Origin of the sequence: Streptomyces sp. NPDC007991 (assembly GCF_042958445.1) — a bacterium.
In the GTDB taxonomy this organism is placed as follows: Bacteria; Actinomycetota; Actinomycetes; order Streptomycetales; family Streptomycetaceae; genus Streptomyces.
Map to the genome: position 1 here is coordinate 470,020 of NZ_JBIBJD010000001.1, position 18,501 is coordinate 488,520.

General features: G+C 73.4%; 10 protein-coding genes. 3 read left to right on the forward strand and 7 right to left on the reverse strand.

Annotated features, from left to right (window positions below; all coding sequences use genetic code 11):
• Nucleotide 1: 1 nt before the first annotated feature.
• Entirely contained in the window at nt 2-2,860 is a 2,859-nt protein-coding gene (locus ACFZDA_RS01985) for an ABC transporter substrate-binding protein (RefSeq protein WP_391073422.1), read from the reverse strand.
• Between the two features lie 204 nt (nt 2,861-3,064).
• Between ACFZDA_RS01985 and ACFZDA_RS01990 the strand changes: the two genes are divergently transcribed.
• Nucleotides 3,065-4,633, forward strand: a complete 1,569-nt coding sequence (locus ACFZDA_RS01990) for a glycoside hydrolase family 3 N-terminal domain-containing protein (RefSeq protein ID WP_391073425.1) — start codon at nt 3,065-3,067, stop codon at nt 4,631-4,633.
• 3 nt (nt 4,634-4,636) lie between these two features.
• On the opposite strand, the gene ACFZDA_RS01995 is transcribed toward ACFZDA_RS01990, so the two are convergent.
• Entirely contained in the window at nt 4,637-5,908 is a 1,272-nt protein-coding gene (locus ACFZDA_RS01995) for a cellulase family glycosylhydrolase (RefSeq protein ID WP_391073428.1), read from the reverse strand.
• 30 nt (nt 5,909-5,938) lie between these two features.
• On the opposite strand from ACFZDA_RS01995, the gene ACFZDA_RS02000 reads away from it, so the two are divergent.
• Together ACFZDA_RS02000 and ACFZDA_RS02005 are read left to right on the forward strand one after the other, a co-directional pair.
• Nucleotides 5,939-7,987, forward strand: a complete 2,049-nt coding sequence (locus ACFZDA_RS02000) for a hypothetical protein (RefSeq protein WP_391073430.1) — start codon at nt 5,939-5,941, stop codon at nt 7,985-7,987.
• An 80-nt stretch (nt 7,988-8,067) separates the two neighbouring features.
• Nucleotides 8,068-10,248, forward strand: coding sequence for a glycoside hydrolase family 3 N-terminal domain-containing protein (locus tag ACFZDA_RS02005; protein ID WP_391074549.1), 2,181 nt, complete (start codon nt 8,068-8,070; stop codon nt 10,246-10,248).
• Here ACFZDA_RS02005 and ACFZDA_RS02010 read toward each other — a convergent pair.
• From ACFZDA_RS02010 to ACFZDA_RS02030, 5 genes are all read right to left on the reverse strand, one after another.
• The gene (locus tag ACFZDA_RS02010; RefSeq protein WP_391073432.1) at nt 10,212-11,090 is read right to left on the reverse strand and encodes an ABC transporter permease subunit; all 879 of its coding nucleotides are present in this window, start codon (nt 11,088-11,090) and stop codon (nt 10,212-10,214) included. The two genes, ACFZDA_RS02005 and ACFZDA_RS02010, sit on opposite strands and share 37 nt — an antisense overlap.
• Nucleotides 11,087-12,124: an ABC transporter permease subunit gene (locus ACFZDA_RS02015; RefSeq protein ID WP_391073435.1), complete on the reverse strand. Its 1,038-nt coding sequence runs from the start codon at nt 12,122-12,124 to the stop codon at nt 11,087-11,089. The genes ACFZDA_RS02010 and ACFZDA_RS02015 overlap by 4 nt, the downstream gene beginning before the upstream one ends.
• Before the next feature lie 2 nt (nt 12,125-12,126).
• Entirely contained in the window at nt 12,127-13,500 is a 1,374-nt protein-coding gene (locus ACFZDA_RS02020; RefSeq protein WP_391073438.1) for an extracellular solute-binding protein, read from the reverse strand.
• Between the two features lie 128 nt (nt 13,501-13,628).
• Nucleotides 13,629-14,273 (reverse strand): peptidyl-prolyl cis-trans isomerase, encoded by a 645-nt coding sequence (locus tag ACFZDA_RS02025; RefSeq protein ID WP_391073440.1) that lies wholly within the window; start codon nt 14,271-14,273, stop codon nt 13,629-13,631.
• Nucleotides 14,270-18,481, reverse strand: a complete 4,212-nt coding sequence (locus ACFZDA_RS02030) for an NEW3 domain-containing protein (RefSeq protein WP_391073443.1) — start codon at nt 18,479-18,481, stop codon at nt 14,270-14,272. Before ACFZDA_RS02030 ends, ACFZDA_RS02025 begins: the two co-directional genes overlap by 4 nt.
• Between the last annotated feature and the right edge of the window lie 20 nt (nt 18,482-18,501).

Sequence of the window (18,501 nt, forward strand, 5' to 3'; positions counted from 1 at the left end):
GTCACCGGATCCGGCACTCCTTCTGCGTGAGGGGCTCGGTGTCCCCCGCGGTGCGGCTGCACAGCACGCGGGACTCCGCGGTGCCGTCGCCGGCGCGGCGGACCCGCTTGAGGACGATGCTGTGGCCGGTGCGGTCGTCGTACAGCGGGGCCCGGGTGAAGTCGATGGTGCCGGTGGCCATGCCCTCGATCTTGACGCTGCGCAGGTTCACCCAGGTCGAGGCGCGGCTCTGCGGCCGGTCGTCGCGGGTGGCCGCCCAGTACAGGGCGCGGGTCGCGTCGTGGGACAGGGCGGTCTGGCCGCTGGCCAGGGCGGGGTTGTCGTAGCGCAGGCGCCGGTCGCCCAGACCGGGCAGGTACGCGGCGGCCGAGAGGTAGAAGGTCGTCCTGGTGGCGGCCGCCTTCAGCTCGGCCAGGGCCGCGTGGTACAGCGTGACCTTCGGCGCGACGGACTGCCCGCCGGCGGTGAAGTCGGCCTTGGACAGGTCGTCGCCCGTGAAGATGGACAGGGGCTTTCCGGCGCAGCCCGGCTCGGTGCCCAGTTGGGTCATCAGGGGATCGACGTCCTCCACCCGGCCCGCGAAATAGATCACGGACGGGACCCGGCCGCCCCGGCAGATCTCCTGGGCGTGTGAGCGGAGTTCGGGCTTGCCCCCGCTGAGGACGTAGCGGCGCGCCTTGAGCGGGGTGAAGCCCTCCCGGCGCAGCATCCGCTGGCCGTAGCGGGCCTGTTCGTCGGTGTACAGGTCGTCGGTCCGCGCCGTGTCGCGGGCCAGGACGAGGGCGTACTGCCGTCTGCCCGGGGTGCGCAACTGGGCCGCGATCAGGCCGAGTTGCTCGGTCTGCCACTCGTCGGTGGCGGCCAGGCTGAACCAGTTGGCGAACTCGCGGGGCAGATACGTGGCGGAGTTGGTGCCGGAGACGACCGGCAGACCGGCCTCCAGCAGTGTGCGCGTCGTCGCCCTGCTCGACTCCAGGTCGCGGCCGGTGCCGACGACCCCCACCACGGTCGGGTCGTCGGCGGCGTACGCGGCGATGGCCTGGGCCATCTCCACCTGGTGGCCGAGGTCCACGCCGCCGTTGGCGACCAGGACGCGCAGCTTCACACTGGAGTTCTTGTTGATGACGGCCTGTGCCAGATAGACACCCGCCAGCTCTTCGATGCCCTTGACGAACGACGAGCCAGCCGCCGGATCGGCGCTCAGCGGCCCGGCGTAGACGAGGGTGACGTACTTGCCGGAGTGGTGTGCGAGGACGTCGGCGTTCTGCCCGGCGATGCGGTCCTCCAGTTCGTCCACCGTCCAGGGCGTTTCGTCGTCGGCCCTCAGTGTCCCGACCTCGTCGGAGGGCTCGGGCGCGGGCAGCCAGTCGGCGAAGCGGACGCCGCCCGTCGCTATGCCGATGCACTCCGTGCCGCCGCCGGGTGCCCGGGCCAGCCGGGTGTCCCGGTTGGCGGTCAGTACGGATGCCGAGCAGTACCGGTCGTGGAGGGAGTCGGCCCGCATGACGGTGCCGGCGGCCAGCAGGGCGATCACCAGGACCAGGGTGTGCAGGGCCCACACCAGCCGGGCGAGCGTCGGCCGGGTGGCGGCCCGCAGATGGCGGCGGCGTTCCTCGACAGGACCGAGCTGGTCGTGCGGCAGCGGGATCTTCATCACCCAGGGCAGGACGGACCGCTCCCGGCTGGGCGACTGCTCCGCGCGCAGGTTGCGTGCCCACTCCCGGTACCAGGTGCGCAGCCGCTCGCCGAACCGGGGCGGTGCGGGGTCCGGGTCGGGCGCCGTCCGGACCACGCCGCGCTCCAGGAGCGGCACGTCGTGGGAGCGGACCGCGGCGACCACCAGCAGCGGATCGAGCTCGCTGCGCCGGCTGCGGACGTCGCTGATGGCGCGGATCAGTTCGATGCCGCCGTTGCGGTCGTCCGCGCGGGGCAGGAACAGCATCGGCGGGCGCGGCCGTTTGAAGCCGCGCAGGTCCCAGCTCCAGCGGCGGTGGTTGTCCCGCAGGTCCTCCCGCAGCGCCAGCACGCACAGCTGGAGGTGGAAGTCGCCGCCCGCCGTGAGGGCCTCGGCCACGTCGTACGCCCGGGCCGCGATCGCCTTCCAGGAGCGCACCGGCCGCAGCAGCGACACCTCGGTGGGATCGTCCTGGTCGGCCGCCCTGAGGAAGGTCGTCGTCATGAACCAGCGGCTCTCCCGCCGCAGCCACAGGAAGATCGGCGCCCGCCCCGGCAGGACGTAGTTGAGGACGGTGAGCAGCAGCAGGAAGGCGAGACCGGCCGCCACCGCCACGAACCAGTCGCTGCGGGCGAGGAGCGCGGCGAGCACGGTCACGAGGCTCGCGGGCAGGATGTGCGCCATGTCGAACAGCGGCAGGCCCGAGCGCCAGCGGGCGGTGCCCTCCGGGCGCCAGCGCTGCCGGGCCAGCTGGTCGAGCAGCCGCTGCCGCTGGTCCTGCCCGGCCTCGGGGGTGCCCGGGGCGGGCGCCGGCCAGGTGTCGCCGAGTGCGGCGACCGCGTCGTCGATGGCATGCACCAGCCGCAGTCGCGGGAACGCGTAGCGCCGGTAGACCGCCTTCGGCCCGCCCCACTTCTTCGGGTCGCTCAGCGCCCGCACCATGGCCGCGGCCCGGCGCACCTCCGTGGGACCCTCGTAGAGGTCCTGCGCCAGCGCGCAGCGCGTGCCGTGCACCTCCTGGCCCGCGTACAGCTGCCGGACCAGGCCGGCCACGGCGTCGTCGTCCGCGCTGTCCTGCGGGTGCACGACGAACACCGGCATCGGCGGCTCGGCGCTCGTGCGGAAGTCCTGGATGAGGATTTCGAGCTGATCCTGGATGTGGACCCCGGCGCCGCTCTCCGGCATGCCGTCATGTCCCCCAGGGCACTCCGGCGGCGTGCGATCAGTGTTCACCATGGGCAACCCCCGTTCACCTTCGGTGACTTACGAGGCTAGCCGCTGCGGGTGGGGTGCGAGTGGGTGACGGACGAACTTCGGGAACGTTTCGGCAGGTCCGCCCGACAGAAGGCCTTGAATGGGTGATCCATCGATCGGTTGACTTTTGGCTGAGTGAGCCACAAGATTCCCGGGGTGACCCACTCCGCGCCCCTGCCTCCCGGCCTCGACGAGGCCGCCCACCGCTGCCTCGTCGCCGGTTTCGCCGGCACCACGAGCGTGCCCGACACCCTCAAGCGGCTCATCGACCAGGGCCTCGGCGGGGTCATCCTCTTCACCCGGAACGTGCGCGACGCGCAGCAGGTGCGCCGGCTCACCGGGGAGCTGCGGGCCCTGCGGCCGGACCTGCTCGTGGGCATCGACAACGAGGGCGGCGGGATCGGGCACCTGGTCGCCGCGGGCGCGCCGGACGTGCCCGGCTCCTTCGCCCTCGGCGTCGCCGACGACCCGGCGCTCACCGCCCGCTGCGCCGACGCGCTCGCCGGGCACCTGGCCTCGCTCGGCATCACGGTCTCCTATGCCCCGGTCGCCGACCTCCAGCACCATCCGCGCAACCCGATCGTGCGCACCCGCTCCTTCGGTGCCGAGCCCGCGCTCGCCGCCCGGCATCTGCGGGCCTGGATCGCCGCCACCGAGCGACGGGGCGTCGCCTCCTGCGCCAAGCACTTCCCCGGCCACGGCGGCACCGAGACGGACAGCCATCACGGCATCGCCGTCGACCCCCGGCCGTACGACGAACTGCGCGCCGACCTCGAACCGTTCCGCGCCGCCGTCGACGCGGGCGTGCCGATGCTCATGAGCGCGCATGTCGTCTTCCCGGCGCTGGATCCCGAGCGGCCCGCCACCCTGAGCCGCCGCATCCTGGGCGATCTGCTCCGCCACGAGCTGGACTTCGACGGGGTCCTGGTCAGTGACGCGCTGGAGATGAAGGCGATCGCCGACCGCTACGGCGAGGCCGCCGGGGCGCGGATCGCCCTCGCGGCGGGTGCCGACCAGGTCATCGTGGCCGTGCCGGAACTGGAGGTCACCCTGGCCTGCCGGGACGCGGTGCGCGGCGCGCTGCGCACCGGTGCGCTGCCCGAGGAGCGGCTGTGGGAGGCCGCCGGGCGGGTGGAGCGGCTCGCCGGGCGGTACGCGGTCCCGGGCGGGGCGGCCGGTGGCTCCGGCGCGGGGGCCGGTGGCTGGGACGAGGGGGCCGACGGCTGGGACGAGGAGGTCGGCGGCTGGGGCGCGGGGCCCGGCGGCTGGGGCGCGGGGCCCGGGCTTGAAGCGGCCCGCCGGGCCGTCCGCGGCGGCCCGGGGCCGGCGGTCGTGCGGGGCGCGCATGTCGTCGATCTGTTCCCGCCGCCGCACCCCGCGCTCAACTGGGGCGGGGAGGACCTGCTCACGCAGGTGCGTGCCGTCGACCCCACGGCCACGGGCACCGCGGTCGCCGGGGAGCCGGCGGACCCGGCCGCCGTCGTGGCGGGGATCCTCGGCGCGTCCGGTGCGGCGCCGCTGGTCGTCGCCACCTGCGATGCCGGGCTGCACCCCTGGCAGGAACGGCTGCGGGCCGCCCTGCTGGCCCGGCGACCCGATGCCGTACGGGTCGACACCGGGCTGCCGGAGGGCGGAGCGCTGTGCTCCTACGGGCGGGGGCGGGTGAATCTCCGGGCCGTCGCGGAGGTACTGACGGGCGGCTGAGCCCTACGGCACGCGTACGACCTCCTTGATGCCGCGCGCCGTCAGGTGGGCGGTGTCGTCCGCCCGGGACGCCAGGACCACCGCCGGGCGGGTGCCCTCGGTGCGCAGGGCCATCCACGCGTCGAAGTACGCCCCTCCCGGGCCGGACACGGACCGCGTGGACGGTGTGCAGTCCAGGACCAGGGCCGTCTCACGGGGGCGGGCCGGGTGGTGTCCCGCGCGGACCTCGGCGACCGTCTCGGCGAGGGCGTTCGCGATCGGCTTGGCCCTGCCCCGCTCGTCGAACAGGCCCAGGGTGTACTCCAGTTCCGGGTAGTCGGCCAGCGCGCGGTCCACGTCGTGGGAGCACCACCACGTCACGCCCCACAGTCCCTCGCACCCGGCCGCGTTGCGCACGGTCGCCCGGGCGAACTCGGGCGCGTCGGCCGCCGGGATGTGCGGCTGCGGGGCGCCCGTCTCCTGGACCCAGACCGGGCGGGCCGGGTCCTCGGCGTAGGCCTTGGCGAGTTCCGTGCCGTACTCGGCGAGGTGCAGCACCTGCGGGGAGCGGGGGCCGTAGCGGCGGGCGCAGTCGCCGGAGAACACCCAGGGGTGGACGGTGGTGACATCGCCCTTGCGGGCGGAGGCCTGCGGGGTGAAGGGGTGGTCGTCGCCGTACCAGGCGGCGTCGTAGGCGGAGTGGGTCGCGAGCCGGTCCTCGGGGAGATGCTCGCGGGTGGCGGCCAGCAGGGTGTCGAGGTAGTGGTCCACCTCGTCCGGGGTCACGGGGTTGTGCTCGACCAGGTTGTTGAGCTCGTTGCCGAGCTGGAGGCCGAGGAGGTTGGGGCGGCCGGCGAGGGCGCGGGCGAGGGTGCGCATGAGGCCGGCCTGGGCGGTGACGGCGTCCGGGTCGGTGAAGACGTTGCGGTGGTGCCAGCCGCGGGTCCACTCGGGGTAGAAGTCGAAGCTCGACAGATGCCCCTGCACGCCGTCCACCAGGACGTCGAGACCGGCCTCGGCCGCGAGGTCGACCAGGTGGGCCAGCTGGTCCACGGCGGCGGTGCGGATGAGGGTGCGGTTGGGCTGGAGGAGGGGCCAGAGGTGGAAGACCCGGACGTGGTCGAGGCCGAGCGCGGCGATCTGGTCAAGGTCCTCGCGGGCGTGCTTCGGGTCGAAGTCGTGCCAGGAGTGGAACCAGCCGCGGCGGGGCGTGTAGTTGACGCCGAAGCGGAGCGTGGGGATGGGGTCCTCCTCGGGTCGAGGCTTGCGCTGGGTGCTTGCCCTGGGTGAATGCATCAATCACCATAGTCGGCGATGGATAATGAATTGAACCAAGAGCGTCGAGATCTGGTGGTCGGTCTCGACGCGGGCGGCACGCGCACCCGGGCGGTCCTGGCGACGGCGGAGGACGGGCATCCGGTGGGCGAGGGCGCCGCCGGGCCGGGCAACGCCCTGACCGTGCCGCTGCCGCAGCTCACCGAGCACCTCGCCGAGGCCATCGGGCGCGCCGTGCCGGAGCCGGTCCGCCACCGGGTGGTGGCCGTGGCCGGCGGTTTCGCGGGCGCGGCCGGCGCCGCTGACGACGAGCCCGGGCGGCGCAACGCCCTGGCCGCCCTCACCGCGGCCCTGCACCGGCTGGGCATCGACGCCGGCCCGCCGGTCATCGGCAGCGACATCGAAGCGGCCTTCGCCTCCGCCCCCGCCAACCCGGCCGACGGTCTCGCCCTGGTGGCCGGCACGGGCGCGGTCGCCATGCGCATCACCGACCGCCGTGGCACCGTCACCGTGGACGGCGACGGCTGGCTCCTCGGCGACGACGGCAGCGGCTTCTGGATCGGCCGCGCGGCGGTACGGGCAGCGCTGCGCATGGCCGACGGCAGGGGCGCGCCGACCGTTCTGGCCGAGACGGTGGGCCGGGAACTCGGAGTCCCGGCCGACGCGCTGCCCGGCGGGGCGTCCGGCGCCGTGGCCGGCGGCGCGGTACGGAGACTGTCCCCCGACGTGGTCCCGGGCACCGCGGAGGGCACACCGCGTGACGGGAGGCAGGAGGATGTTCCGCCGGGCGCCGGGCCGAGCGCTGGGGGCGGGTGGTCGGGAGGGGCCGGGGGCATGACTGGGCGACCGGAGGGGTCTGTGCGGTCCGGAGGGGCTGGGGCAGTGGGCGGGGGGTCGGCGGATCCGGGGCACCCCGGAGGGGCTGGGGCTGCGGGGGGAGGGTCGGCGGGCTCCGCGCAGGGGGGAGTGGCCGGGGGGCAGGGGGAGGCCGGTGTGGTCGGGGGCCAGGGACAGGCTGGAGCCGGGGGTCGGGGGCAGGCTGGGGCAGCCGGGGGTGTGGGCGGTGGGGCGGCGGGCCCGGGCGAGGGCGGTGCGGTCGCGGACGTGGGCGGGTGGCCGGGGGATGCGGGGCAGACCGGAGTGACCGGAGGCCCGGTCGGAGGGCTGACGGGCCTGGAGCCGACTGGAGTGGCCGGGGGGCAGGGGGAGTCCGGTGTGGCCGGGGGCACGGGTGGTGGGGCGGCGGGCCCGGGCGAGGGCGGTGCGGTCGCGGACGTGGGCGGGTGGCCGGGGGATGCGGGGCAGACCGGAGTGACCGGAGGCCCGGTCGGAGGGCCGACAGGCCTGGAGCCGACTGGAGTGGCAGGGGGGCAAGGGGAGCCCGGAGTGGTCGCGGGCCAGGGACAGGCTGGAGCAGCCGGGGGCACGGGTGGTGGGGCGGCGGGCTCCGCGCAGGGTGGAGTGGCCGGGGGCCAGAGACCGACCGGAGCGGCCGGGAGTCCGGTGCGGGCCGGTGTGGTCGGCGTGGGCGGTGGGCCGACGGGCCTCGCGCAGGCCCGAACTGCCGGGGGCCAGGGACCAGCCGGAGCGCCCGGAGGCCCGGGACCGACCGCAGTGGCCGGGGGGCAGGGGCAGGCCGGAGGGCCGGGGCAGGTCGGGGTAGCCGGGGGTGTGTCCGGTGTGGTCGGGAGTTCCGGCGGCCGGCGGAGTGTTGTTCCGCCCCGCGATCACATCCCCTGGTCCCGCGCCCGCCGCGAGGCCTACCGCAGGTATCTGCTGCCCGCCGTCATGGCCGAGGCGCCCATCCGGCTGGCGCGGCTCGCGCCGCTGGTCGTCGCGGCGGCCCGGGACGCCGAGGATACGGTCGCCCTGGCGATCCTTGACGAGGCGGCGGATCAACTCACCCAGAGCGTGCGGGCGTTGGAGCCGAGGGCCGGGGAGCGGGTGGTCGCCACCGGTGGGCTGCTCGGGCCCGGCGGGCCCCTCACCGACCGTCTCGAGACCCGGCTTGGTGCCCTCGGTCTGACCCTCGACTGGGTCCCGGACGGCTGCCGGGGCGCCGTCGCCCTGGCCCGTCTCGCGCACGGCGGCCGCAGGTGACCGCCACCCGGCAGGGCACGCCCCTGTACCGCGACCCCGCCGCCCCGGTCGACGCCCGCGTCCGTGACCTGCTCTCCCGTATGACCCCGCGCGAGAAGGCCGGCCAGCTCAACCAGCGGATGTACGGCTGGGACGCCTACCGCCGCACCCCCGACGGCGGCTTCGAACTCACCGACGCCCTGTACGCCGAGACCGAACGCTTCGCCGGACTCGGCGCGCTGTACGGGCTGCTGCGCGCCGACGCCTGGTCCGGGGTCGACCACACCACCGGATCCGGCGCCGCGGACGGCGCCGAACTGGCCCACCTCGTCCAGCGCCACGTCGTCGAGCGCAGCCGGCTCGGCATCCCGGCCCTGTTCGTCGAGGAGGTACCGCACGGGCACATGGCCCTCGACGGCACCGTCCTGCCCGTCAACCTGGCCGTCGGCGCCACCTGGGACCCCGGCCTGTACGAGCGGGCCGCCGCCCACGCCGCCGCCGAACTGCGCGCCCGCGGCGGGCATCTCGCCCTGGTCCCGGCCCTCGACATCGCCCGCGACCCGCGCTGGGGGCGCACCGAGGAGTGCTTCGGCGAGGACCCGTACCTGGCCGCCCGGCTGACGGAGGCGCTGGTGCGCGGCATGCAGGGCCCACCCGCCGCCTGCTTCCCCGCCGACAAGGCCCCCGTCGTCCTCAAGCACTTCGCCGGGCAGGGCGCCACCGTCGGCGGCCGCAACTCCGCCGAGTCCGAGCTCGGACTCCGGGAGCTGCACGAGATCCACCTCCCCGCCGCCCGTGCCGGGATCCGGGCCGGAGCCGCCGCCGTCATGGCCGCCTACAACGAGGTCGACGGCCTGCCCTGCTCCGGCAACCGCGCCCTGCTCCATGGCCTGCTCCGGGAGAGCTGGGGTTTCCAGGGGCTCGTCATGGCGGACGGGCTCGCCGTGGACCGGCTGGCCCGGATCACCGGGGACAAGGTCTCCGCGGGAGCCCTCGCGCTCAACTCCGGGGTGGATCTGAGCCTGTGGGACGAGGGGTTCACGCATCTGGAGGCGGCGGTCGAGCGGGGGCTGGTGAGCGAGGCCGCTCTCGACGAGGCCGTGGCACGCGTCCTGCGGCTGAAATTCCGCCTGGGGTTGTTCGAACACCCCTACCGCACCTGCCCGTTGCCGTCCCCGGCCGCCGGACGCGACCTGAGCACCGCCGTCGCCCGCGCCGCCGTCACCCTCCTGAGCAACGACCACGGCGTACTGCCCCTATCGCCGGCGACCGTCTCCCGTATCGCCGTCCTGGGCCCGCACGCCGGCACCGTCGCCCACCAACTGGGCGACTACACCGCCCCGCAACGGCCCGGCACCGGCACCAGCGTCCTCGACGGGCTGCGGGGGCTCGCCCCGGCCGGCGTCGACATCCGCCACGCCCGGGGATGCGCCCTCACCGGCGGCGACCTGTCGGGCATCCCCGAGGCGATCGCCCACGCCGCCGCCTGCGATGTCGCCGTGCTGGTGCTGGGCGGCAGCAGCGCGCGCTCCGCGGGGACCGAGTTCGACGCCAACGGCGCCGCGCGCACCGCCGTCTCCGAGATGACCTGCGGCGAGGGCGTGGACCTGGCCGGACTGCGGCTGGGCGACGCCCAGTACGCGCTCCTGGACGCCGTCGTCGCGACGGGGACGCCGACCGTGGTCGTACTGGTCCAGGGCCGCCCGCACGTCGTGCCGGACACGGCGGACGCGCTGCTCACCGCCTGGTACCCCGGAGCGTGGGGCGGTGCGGCGATCGCCGAGGTGCTGCTCGGGCTCGCCGAGCCCGTCGGCCGGCTGCCGGTCTCCGTACCCCGCTCCGCGGCCCAGCTCCCCGTCCACTACAACCACAAGGACACCGAGTACGGCGGCTACGTGGACGACAGCGCCGAGCCGCCGTACTCCTTCGGGCACGGACTGTCGTACACGAGCTTCGCGTACGGTCCGCCGCGGCTGTCAGGGCACGGGGTCGAGGCGGACGTCACCAACACGGGCCGGCGCCCCGGCCGTTCCGTCGCCCAGCTCTATCTGCGCCGGCTGCGGACCACCGTCTGGCCGCGCACGCTCGAACTGCACGGTTTCCGGGCCGTCGACCTGGCGCCGGGCGAGACCCGCACGGTGACGTTCCCGCTCGGCGCCGACTTCGCCGCCGCCGTGCCGCCCGGCACGGTGGTCGAGTTCCGCGTCGCCGCGTCCGCGCGCGCCACCCTGACCGCCGTACCGACTCAGAGCTTCACGGCCCCCGAGGAGACCCCCTTGTAGAACCACCGCTGGGTGATGACGAACAGCACCAGCACAGGGATCACGGAGATCACCGAGCCGGCCATCACCATCCGCTGGTCGTAGCCGAAGGACGAGGTCTGGAGCCGGGCCAGGCCCAGCGTCAGCGTGAAGTGGCCCTCGGTGCGCAGCACGATCAGCGGCCACAGGAAGTCGTCCCAGGCGCTGATGAAGGTGTTGATGGTGACGACGAGGATCGCACCGTAGGCGGAGGGCAGATACAGGTACCGGAAGCGTTTCCACTCGCCCGCCCCGTCCAGCATCGCCGCGTCCTCGATCTCGCGCGGCACGGCCAGGAACGCCGCCCGCATGATGAGGACGTTGATCGCGGCGACGAAGCCGGGCAGCCAGACGCCCACCAGGTTGTCGACCAGGCCCATGTCCCGGATGCTGAGGAACAGCGACACCATGATCGACTCGAAGGGGAACATCATGGACGCCAGCAGCACGATCCAGACCAGCTTGCGGCCCTTCCAGCCGGGCTTGGACAGCATGTAGCCGGCCATGGTGGAGAAGACGAGCTGGCTGGTGATGGACAGCAGGGCGATGAACACGCTGTTGCGGATGTACGTCCACACCGGCACCTGGTCGAAGACCTCGCGGTACGCCCGCAGCGACGGGTGACGGGGGAGCAGGGAGGCGCCCGCGCCGAAGACGTCCTCGCCCGCGCCCTTGAGGGACGACAGCAGCTGCCACAGCAGCGGGCCGACGGTGATGAAGAGGACGAACACCAGCAGCAGGTAGCGGACGACCAGTTCGCGGGGGCGGCCGTAGTCCCGCCAGCGGGGCATCGGGCGGCGGCGCTTGTCGACGGCGGTCGTCATGCCTCGTCCTCCTTCGTCAGGCGCTGGGCGAGCAGCGTGAGGCCAAGGGTCAGGGCGAACAGGGCGACACTGACCGCCGCGCCGTACCCGGCGTTGCCGGTGAGCGGGTCGAGGCCGACGTCGCGGATGTAGAAGGGCAGCGTGCGGTCGGCGCCACCGGGCCCGCCGGTGGAACCGCCGAGCATGTAGATCTCGGTGAAGACCCGCAGGGAGCCGATGCCGGTCAGGGTGCCGACCAGCATCATCGACTGGCGGACGCCCGGCACGGTGATGTGCCAGAAGCGGCGCACGGCGCCCGCCCCGTCCACGGCCGCCGCCTCGTGCAGTTCCCTGGGGACGTTCCCGAGGGCGGCCAGATAGAAGATCATGTACCAGCCGAGGCCCTTCCACAGGGTCAGGCCCATCGCGGAGAGCAGGATCAGCCACGAGTCGGACAGGAACGGGATGGCCTCGCGGATGATGTGGGCCTTCTGCAGCCAGGTGTTGACCAGGCCCTGGTCGCTCAGCAGCCACTGCCAGCTCAGACCGACGACCACGCTGGAGGCGAGCACCGGCGTGTAGAACGCCGAGCGGAAGAAGCCGATGCCCGGCAGGTTCTTCTCCACGAGGATCGCCAGCAGCAGCGGCAGCAGCACCATCAGCGGGACGACGAACAGCGCGTACAGCAGGCTGTTGCGGGTGGCCAGCCAGAAGTCCGGATCGCTCAGCATCCGGCGGTAGTTCTCCAGGCCGACGACGTCGTACGCCCCGCCGAGGGGCTTGGCGTCCGTGAAGGAGACGACGAGCGTGTTGAGGAACGGGAAGACCCCGAACACGGTCGCGCCGACGATCGCCGGGGTCATCCACAGCCAGGGCAGCCACCAGCGGCGGTAGAGCGCCGCGCCCCCCGCGTCGGTGCTCGGGCCGGGCAGGACGTAGCGGAGGGCGCGGCGCAGGGGCCCCGGCGTGCCGGGCGAGGGGGAAACGCCGGGGCGCCCGGCGCCCGCACCCGGGGGAGCGGGCACGGGCGCCTGGTGGACGGTCGGTTGGGTCATCCTCAACTGCCCTGTTCGATCAGCTGGTTCGCCTTGGACTGGGCCTCCTTCAGAGCGTCCTCGGCGCTCTTCTTGCCCTGCATGGCCAGCTGGATCTGGGCCGATATGGCGTTCAGCTCGCCGGGCGTCAGCGCGATCTCGTCGGCTGTGGCGGTCTTTCGGTCACTGGCGACGATCTTGCGGGCCTCGGCGAAGGGGTCGTCGCCCTTGACCGACTGGAAGAACGGGTCGTTCAGGGAGGCCGTGGTGGACGGGAAGATGACGACGTTCGGGTCCTTGGCCCAGGCGAGCTGGTTCTCGGCGTTCGTCAGGAACCGCGCGAAGGCCAGCGCCGTCGAGGCGTTCTTGCTGGTGGACGCGACCCCGATGTACTGCGGGGCGCCGACGGTGTGCCCGAGGGCGTCCAGCATGAAGCGGGCCACGCCGGTCTTCTTGTAGACGCTCGGGTTGTTCTGCTGGATGAACCGCAGGAAGTTGGGGTTGGTGGGGCCGTAGACCAGCTTGCCCTGGCCGTAGACGTTGGCCGGGTCCTGCGTGGAGGACAGGGAGTCCCTCGGCATGCCGCCGGACTTGTAGAGCTTGGTCATGGCCTCGACCCACTGGGCCGTCTTCGGGTCGTCGGCGAAGGTGAACTTCTTGCCGTCCGGGGAGAGGATCCTGATGTCCATCTGCTGCCAGTCGGCGGGGATGCGCAGCTGCGGGTTGGCGAGGAACGCGTAGTACTTGCCGCCGGAGGCCTTGGCTATCTTCTCCGCGTCGTCGAAGAGGCCGAGGACGGTCGTCGGAGGTTTCGCCGGGTCCAGGCCCGCCTTCTTCATCAGGTCGGTGTTGAAGGTCTGCACGATGCCGCCGGAGTACCAGGGCAGCACGCTGTGCACCTTCTTGCCGTCCGCGTCGGCGTACATGCTCGACTTCCACAGGGCGGGCGCGAACGGCTTGCCCGCGTCCGGGGCCTTCGCGTCCAGGTTCAGCAGATAGCCGTTCTTCGTCAGCGCCACCGCCGTGTTGACGTTGATGTTCACCACGTCCGGCAGCGTGCAGCCCTGCGCGTCGGCGACCAGGCGCTGGGTGAAGGTGGCGTCGCCCGGATCGTCGATCCAGTTGACCTTGGCGCCGGGGTGGGCCTGCTCGAAGGCGTCGATGACGCCGTTGAAGTACTTCCCGAAGTCCTTCTTCAGGTTGGTGGTCTGGAAAGTGATCTTTCCCTTGACGTCTCCGGAGAGCTTGCCGGAACCGACGTTGCCCTTGTCGACCTTGCAGCCGCCGGCCGTGGCGTCGCCGCCGTCGGAACCCCCGCCGGACAGACCGCAGCCGGCGGCCGTCAGCGTCAGGACGACCAGACAGGTCAGGGATCCGGTGAGTCTTCTTGCGCGCATTGCTGCCCTCCTGGGACCAGTCTTCGCTGGATCAAATCACCAAGTTGGACTTCGATTGATGAAAAGGTGGACCAGAATTCATCGGAGGTCAATGGTTTGCCGTGTTGCTGTTCGGTTGCGTGCGGCGATCAGTGCCGGTGTTCGTGGTCCGGCTGGGAGGGGTCGCCGGGGTGTTCGTAGCCCTCGGCGTAGACGACGTCCGCCCTTGCCTGGTCGAGCCAGTCGAAGAACGCGCGGTGAGCTGCGGCGTGGCGCAGTTGTTGTGAGATGCCGTCTTCGACGTGCTCGTAGGGGTGGACGTCCGACGGCTCCACGGTGTTGAACGGGTCGACACCGCGCCTCAGCGCGTCGGGGGTGAGGAAGCGGTCCTGGTTGCGGTCGTAGTAGTCCCGTACGGCCGTCTCCGGGACGTGTTGCTCGCGCTCCAGGTCGGCGAGCAGGGCTCGGGCCGCGGGGGAGTGGGCGAGGGCTGCGGCGATGATGCTGCCCAGGTCGGCGATGTCGGTTTCCGGGACGGTGAGCAGGCGCATCGGCAGGACGTCGTCCGGCGGGGGAAGGCCGCGTTCGGTGCAGGCCTGGCGGGCGAGTTCGTCGGTGACGATGACCTGGGTTGCCCAGCGCCGTTGTTGGCGGTGTCGTCGTGCGTGTGCGGCTCCGTCGTGGCTGGTCGCGCAGTTCCCCGCGCCCCTGAGGGCATTGGTGCTCAGGAAAGTCGCCACGTGCTGTTTCGGGATCGGGTGGTCCCGAACAAGAGCCGCGTACTCCTCCCTCATGGCGTCACCTCCAGCTCGATCGCCCTCGTGTAGGCCACGCAGCCGTGCCAGGCCACCTTCGCCATCAGCCAGTACGAACCCGGGGGGATCGCGGTGCCGTCCACCTCCATCGCGCACTCCCACTGCTCCCCGCCGGGTACGGAAAAGCCCTGGCAGCCTGGCGTGACTCCCGGCCAGGTGCCCCAGGAGGAGACGGCCCACAGGGTGCCGTCGACGGGGCCGTGCGTGGGGTTCCGGAGGGTCACGGGGACCCGGGTCCGTTCGCCCCGGCGTACGGTCACCCGGTCAACTCCCAGATCCGTCACCAGAGTCGGGCCCCTGTGCCCGCCCGCGACGTCCAGGGCCACCACGTCCTCGTACGTCTGGCCGCCGTAGGACAGTCGCGCGGCGAGCCAGTGCCGGCCGGGGGCGGGGTCCGGCGGGGGTGTCACCGTGATGTCCGTGAGGGTGAAGCCGCCGGGACCGAGCGTGTACGGGAGGGTGGCGGGCTCGGTGTTCCAGCCGGGCGGTACCTCGAAGGTCACCGTGCCCGACACGGGCGCGTCGGTGAGTTCGCAGGAGACCCGGACGGTCGCGGTGACCGGGCCGTCGGCGGTGAGGGCGGTGGGGGAGAGGTACACGGCGACCGGCATGTTGCCGCGGGGGGCGGGGCCGGAGTTGTGCAGCCAGTAGCGGGTGGCGACGGGCTGGGCGGGCTCGTGGGCGTCGATGCCCGGCCCGGACGCCTGGGGGTGGGGTGGCCGGGCGGGTGTGGCGAGGAGGGTGGCGACCTCGAAGCCGGTCAGGTCGGCTTCGAGGCCGCCGGTCTCGTCCGGGGCGAGGGGCGCCCCGGGCCTCTCCAGGACGTCGGCGCGGGCGCCCGCCGCCCATGCCAGCGGCCCGGTGACGCGTGCCCGTACCGGCCGGCCGTCGACCTCGTGCACGCGGACGACGAGGCCCCGTCCGGGATCCGCGGGTGTCTGGCTGCCCCGGGCCAGTGGGGAGCCGAGCGGCTTGAGCGCGTCGAGCAGCACCTCGCCGGCGGGTTCCAGGCCGAGCAGGGTGGCCTCACGGGGCAGGGCACCGGCGGACCGCCGCAGGCGTGCCGTCAGCGGACGGTTGTACGCGTGTCCCGCCTGCGGCAGCCGCAGTTCGCGCCAGTCGCCGGGGCCCGCGACGACGGCGTACTCGAAGGTGTGCGACCAGCGCTGGAGCTGGAACCCCGAGCCGTCGGGGGCGGTGCGGCGCGGTGGGTCGATCCAGACGCCGGACGGCCAGCCGGTGCAGGAGCGCATCAGGGACATGTAGAGGTCGCCGGCGGACGTGATCACGCAGCCGGGCGTGCCGCGGTTGAGGATCGCGAAGCTGCGGCCGTCCCAGGCATCGCCCGGTGGCAGGGCCTCGCCGCCGCCGGCGGCCGTGGCCGTCAGCGTGAAGTCGTCCAGGTCGGCGACGACCGCGTCGACCGCCTTGGCGTCGTCCTCGGGACGGGCGCCCGCCACCACCAGCAGCGGCAGGCGTTCCAGGTCGCGCAGATCGGCCCCGGGGATCCACTCCTCGCGCAGACAGGCGCGCGGGGCGACCCAGACGGCGGCCACGCCCCGTTCGGCCAGTTGGCGCTTCAGCTCCCGGCCGGCGGCCGGGTCCCAGCCGAGCGCCTCGGCGACCACGGCGTTGCGGTCGGGGCCGCCGACGGCGATCCGGACGTCCGGGAGGTTGGAGTCGACCTCCAGGTCGCCGTAGCGCGGGCCGCCCGCGATCGTCGAGGTCGCCGTGACCCCGGCGCGGACCAGGGCCGCCGCGAGCGGGGCGCCGAGGTCGCCCGCGATGTCCCAGTCGGGGTAGACGAGTTCGGCGACGCCGATGGAGCGGTGTCCGAGGAGGACGCCGGAGTCGTCGTGCACGGCGACGCGGGCGGTGGAGCCCAGGCCGAACCAGGTGTTGGCCGGGTTGTCCAGCGTCCACGGGAACCGTTCGCTGTCCACCTCCACGAAGCCGAAGCCGCGCCCGATCACCGCGTCCGCCACCTCGTGCACCGGCAGCCCGCCGCGTACGTCCGAGGGCCAGCGCACCCGGATCAGCCGGTCGGCGCCGTCGTACCCGTCCACGGTCGTGGTGACGTCGAGCCGGTCGACGCCCTGCCAGAGGGTGAGCCGCTGGGTGTAGCGGAAGAGGCCGAGGTCGGCGGTGACGCTGATGCGGGACCCGGCGGGGCAGTGCTCGACGCGTACCTCGGCGGTCACGTCCCGGCTGCGGGCCGCGGTCGTGCCGGTCGGGGTGAGGTGCCAGGGGCCCTCGCCGAAGCGCGGATGCCTCGGATACTCCTCCTGGACGACGATCTCGTTGCCGATGTCACCGGGGCGCAGCAGCTCCCGGCCGCCCTCGGCCAGGCCGCGCAGAGCGCTCACGCCGCCGCCGCGCGCCGGGTCGACCGTCACCTCGTAGAACTCGTTGCGGATGGTGACGCCTTCGCCGGGCGTCCAGCCGGGGGCGGACCCCTCGGTGAGCGGGAGTGCCATGAGGCCCATGCCGGGTACCTCCGGGACGACGACGTGCAGCCGGCCGTCCTCCCGGACCGCGGGGAGCCCTCGGGGTACGAGGCCCGGGTCGTCGACGGTCAGCACGTCACGGCGCTCCCAGGTCGCGGAGTTGAAGACGACCAGGTCGGGGCCGTCGCCCGGGGCGACCTGGTCGGCCAGGGCCTGGGTGGCGTCGGCGTGCACGCTCCGGGCGAGGTCGTGCAGCTCCCGCCAGCCGGTCATCAGGTCGATGTAGACCTGGTCGGACTCGGAGCCGGTGATGGCGTCGTGGTGGGCACCGTAGACGAGTTGCCGCCAGGCCTTGTCCAGGGCCGCGTCCGGGTACGGCCGGCCGGTGACGAGGGAGGCGAGCGTCGCCCAGGCCTCGGCGTCGGCGAGCAGGGTCTCGCCGTACCGCTGGGCCTGCTTGGTGTCGATGTAGGAGACGTCCTTGCCGGTGTAGACCGGGTTCATGTCGCGGGTCTGGGGCGATGCCCTGCGGCCCCGCGTCTTGAGTTCCGCGCGGACGGCGGCGAAGAAGTCCCGGGGGATCGCGCTGATGAAGCGGGGCCAGACGTACCGGGCGTTCCAGTCGCGATGGATGTCCATGACCCAGCGGCACGGCGGCGCGTAGTCCCCGCCCACCGGGAGCAGCACGTTGCGGGTGAGGGCGACCTGCTTCAGCCGTTGGAAGAGCTTGTACGCGGCGGTCCGCGCCTCGGGCAGGGTGGGCGCGTTGTCGATGGCCCAGCCGGCGCCGTAGTGGTTGACCATGTACGCGGTCAGCAGCCCGCGTCCCGACGGGGCGATCCAGTCGAACTCGGCCGGGAACTGCATGCGGCCCGGGTCCCTCGGCTCCTCGCCGAACACCGACAGCGTCGGGCCCCACTGGTGGAACGGCCCGCGCGCCCACGAACTGGAGCTCACCCCGGCGTCCGCCATCAGCCCCGGGAACTGCGGGTCGTGCCCGAAGGCGTCCAGCTGCCAGGCGGTTTCGGGGGACGCCCCGATGATCCCGCGCTGGAAGCCGTCGCCGTACAGGGCGTTGCGGATCGTCGCCTCGGCGCCGGTGAGGTTGGTGTTGGGCTCGTTGTAGGTGCCGCCCATGATCTCGACGCGGCCGGTGCGGATCAGCTGCCGCAGGAAGGCGCGCTCCTCCGGGAAGGCGTCCCAGTAGGGCTTGAGGTAGTCGACCTCGGCGAGCACGAAGGTGTACGCCGGGTCGCGGCGGGCCAGGTCGCAGTGGGCCCGGACCAGGCTCATGCCGGACTGGCCGCGCGAGTCGAAGGTGCGGGCGGGCAGGCCGGTGGCGGCGGGGTCGTCGGCGACGTCCCAGGTCTCCGTGTAGGCGCCCTGGGTGTTCCACCAGACGGGGTCGTAGTGGAAGTGGCTGACCATGAACATGGTCCAGCCGGGCTCGGCCGCCGTGAACTCGCCCGTGCGGGTGGTGACTTCCTCGCCGTCGGCCGCGGTGACCGTGACCTCGCGGCGGTCGCCGGGCACCAGGTCCTCGCCGGTGACGGGGACCTCGGCGCGTACGGTGCCGTCCTCGCCGGCGGTGGCCTCGGCGGTGCCGGTGAGGCCCGGGCCCTCGACGGTGAGCCGCACGGTCCGGCCCGGAGTGTGGCTCAGCTCGACGGCCACCACCTGGCGCGGCTGCTCGGTGGTCCCGGTGAAGAGCTCGGTCGACTCGACAGAGGTGACGCGCATGGGGCTCCTACGAGTGCTCT

Coding starts and splice junctions, on each gene's coding strand:
- ACFZDA_RS01985 (WP_391073422.1), bottom strand. CDS start 2,860: ATGCCGGAGAGCGGCGCCGGGGTCCACATCCAGGATCAGCTCGAAATC.
- ACFZDA_RS01995 (WP_391073428.1), bottom strand. CDS start 5,908: ATGCATTCACCCAGGGCAAGCACCCAGCGCAAGCCTCGACCCGAGGAG.
- ACFZDA_RS02005 (WP_391074549.1), top strand. CDS start 8,068: ATGACCCCGCGCGAGAAGGCCGGCCAGCTCAACCAGCGGATGTACGGC.
- ACFZDA_RS02010 (WP_391073432.1), bottom strand. CDS start 11,090: ATGACGACCGCCGTCGACAAGCGCCGCCGCCCGATGCCCCGCTGGCGG.
- ACFZDA_RS02015 (WP_391073435.1), bottom strand. CDS start 12,124: ATGACCCAACCGACCGTCCACCAGGCGCCCGTGCCCGCTCCCCCGGGT.
- ACFZDA_RS02020 (WP_391073438.1), bottom strand. CDS start 13,500: ATGCGCGCAAGAAGACTCACCGGATCCCTGACCTGTCTGGTCGTCCTG.
- ACFZDA_RS02025 (WP_391073440.1), bottom strand. CDS start 14,273: ATGAGGGAGGAGTACGCGGCTCTTGTTCGGGACCACCCGATCCCGAAA.
- ACFZDA_RS02030 (WP_391073443.1), bottom strand. CDS start 18,481: ATGCGCGTCACCTCTGTCGAGTCGACCGAGCTCTTCACCGGGACCACC.